This is a genomic window from Bacillus sp. JJ1503 (assembly GCF_036965125.1).
Lineage (GTDB): Bacteria > Bacillota > Bacilli > Bacillales > Cytobacillaceae > Cytobacillus.
The window spans coordinates 1,700-4,643 of record NZ_JBALOZ010000119.1; the positions used below are offsets into that span (position 1 = coordinate 1,700).

The window sequence follows — 2,944 nt, forward strand, 5'->3', positions numbered from 1 at the left end:
CCATTTTTATGGTTAAGTTAATAAGGGCGCACGGTGAATGCCTTGGCACTAGGAGCCGATGAAGGACGGGACTAACACCGATATGCTTCGGGGAGCTGTAAGTAAGCTTTGATCCGGAGATTTCCGAATGGGGGAACCCACTGTTCGTAATGGAACAGTATCTTTACCTGAATACATAGGGTATTGAAGGCAGACCCGGGGAACTGAAACATCTAAGTACCCGGAGGAAGAGAAAGCAAACGCGATTCCCTGAGTAGCGGCGAGCGAAACGGGATTAGCCCAAACCAAGAGGCTTGCCTCTTGGGGTTGTAGGACACTCTACACGGAGTTACAAAGGAACGAGGTAAATGAACAGGTCTGGAAAGGCCGGCCATAGAAGGTAAAAGCCCTGTAGTTGAAACTTCGTTCCCTCCAGAGTGGATCCTGAGTACGGCGGGACACGTGAAATCCCGTCGGAAGCAGGGAGGACCATCTCCCAAGGCTAAATACTCCCTAGTGACCGATAGTGAACCAGTACCGTGAGGGAAAGGTGAAAAGCACCCCGGAAGGGGAGTGAAATAGTTCCTGAAACCGTGTGCCTACAAGTAGTCAGAGCCCTTTAACGGGTGATGGCGTGCCTTTTGTAGAATGAACCGGCGAGTTACGATTACATGCGAGGTTAAGTTGAATAGACGGAGCCGCAGCGAAAGCGAGTCTGAATAGGGCGAATGAGTATGTGGTCGTAGACCCGAAACCAGGTGACCTACCCATGTCCAGGTTGAAGTCCAGGTAACACTGGATGGAGGACCGAACCCACGCACGTTGAAAAGTGCGGGGATGAGGTGTGGGTAGCGGAGAAATTCCAATCGAACTTGGAGATAGCTGGTTCTCTCCGAAATAGCTTTAGGGCTAGCCTCATGTTGTTAGAATCTTGGAGGTAGAGCACTGTTTGGACTAGGGGCCCTCATCGGGTTACCGAATTCAGACAAACTCCGAATGCCAAAGATTTATCCATGGGAGTCAGACTGCGAGTGATAAGATCCGTAGTCAAGAGGGAAACAGCCCAGACCACCAGTTAAGGTCCCAAAGTATACGTTAAGTGGAAAAGGATGTGGAGTTGCTTAGACAACCAGGATGTTGGCTTAGAAGCAGCCACCATTTAAAGAGTGCGTAATAGCTCACTGGTCGAGTGACTCTGCGCCGAAAATGTACCGGGGCTAAACGTATCACCGAAGCTGTGGATTGACATCTGCGATGTCAGTGGTAGGAGAGCGTTCTAAGGGCGTTGAAGCTAGACCGTAAGGACTGGTGGAGCGCTTAGAAGTGAGAATGCCGGTATGAGTAGCGAAAGATGGGTGAGAATCCCATCCACCGAATGCCTAAGGTTTCCTGAGGAAGGCTCGTCCGCTCAGGGTTAGTCGGGGCCTAAGCCGAGGCTGAAAAGCGTAGGCGATGGACAACAGGTTGATATTCCTGTACCACCTCTTTACCGTTTGAGCAATGGGGGGACGCAGGAGGATAGGGTAAGCGCGCTGCTGGAATAGCGCGTCCAAGCAGTTAGGCTGCAAGCGAGGCAAATCCCGCTTGCGTGAAGGCTGAGCTGTGACGGCGAGGGAAATATAGTACCGAAGTTCCTGAATCCACACTGCCAAGAAAAGCCTCTAGCGAGGGAAAAGGTGCCCGTACCGCAAACCGACACAGGTAGGCGAGGAGAGAATCCTAAGGTGAGCGAGAGAACTCTCGTTAAGGAACTCGGCAAAATCACCCCGTAACTTCGGGAGAAGGGGTGCTCATTTGGGTGAATAGCCCGGATGAGCCGCAGTGAATAGGCCCAGGCGACTGTTTAGCAAAAACACAGGTCTCTGCGAAGCCGCAAGGCGAAGTATAGGGGCTGACGCCTGCCCGGTGCTGGAAGGTTAAGAGGAGGGGTTAGCGCAAGCGAAGCTCTGAATTGAAGCCCCAGTAAACGGCGGCCGTAACTATAACGGTCCTAAGGTAGCGAAATTCCTTGTCGGGTAAGTTCCGACCCGCACGAAAGGCGTAACGATCTGGGCACTGTCTCAACGAGAGACTCGGTGAAATTATAGTACCTGTGAAGATGCAGGTTACCCGCGACAGGACGGAAAGACCCCGTGGAGCTTTACTGTAGCCTGATATTGAATTTCGGTACAGCTTGTACAGGATAGGTAGGAGCCTTGGAAGCCGGAGCGCCAGCTTCGGTGGAGGCATCGGTGGGATACTACCCTGGCTGTATTGAAATTCTAACCCGCGCCCCTGATCGGGGCGGGAGACAGTGTCAGGTGGGCAGTTTGACTGGGGCGGTCGCCTCCTAAAGAGTAACGGAGGCGCCCAAAGGTTCCCTCAGAATGGTTGGAAATCATTCGAAGAGTGTAAAGGCATAAGGGAGCTTGACTGCGAGACCTACAAGTCGAGCAGGGACGAAAGTCGGGCTTAGTGATCCGGTGGTTCCGCATGGAAGGGCCATCGCTCAACGGATAAAAGCTACCCCGGGGATAACAGGCTTATCTCCCCCAAGAGTCCACATCGACGGGGAGGTTTGGCACCTCGATGTCGGCTCATCGCATCCTGGGGCTGTAGTCGGTCCCAAGGGTTGGGCTGTTCGCCCATTAAAGCGGTACGCGAGCTGGGTTCAGAACGTCGTGAGACAGTTCGGTCCCTATCCGTCGTGGGCGCAGGAAATTTGAGAGGAGCTGTCCTTAGTACGAGAGGACCGGGATGGACGCACCGCTGGTGTACCAGTTGTCTTGCCAAAGGCATAGCTGGGTAGCTATGTGCGGACGGGATAAGTGCTGAAAGCATCTAAGCATGAAGCCCCCCTCGAGATGAGATTTCCCATAGCGTCAAGCTAGTAAGACCCCTGAAAGATGATCAGGTTGATAGGTTTGAGGTGGAAGCGTGGCGACACGTGGAGCTGACAAATACTAATCGGTCGAGGACTTAACCA

At 53.0% G+C, this 2,944-nt stretch carries 1 rRNA gene; it reads left to right on the forward strand.

The features are described 5' to 3' along the window. Window positions 1–10: 10 nt before the first annotated feature. Window positions 11–2,944, forward strand: a 23S ribosomal RNA gene (locus V7149_RS10475).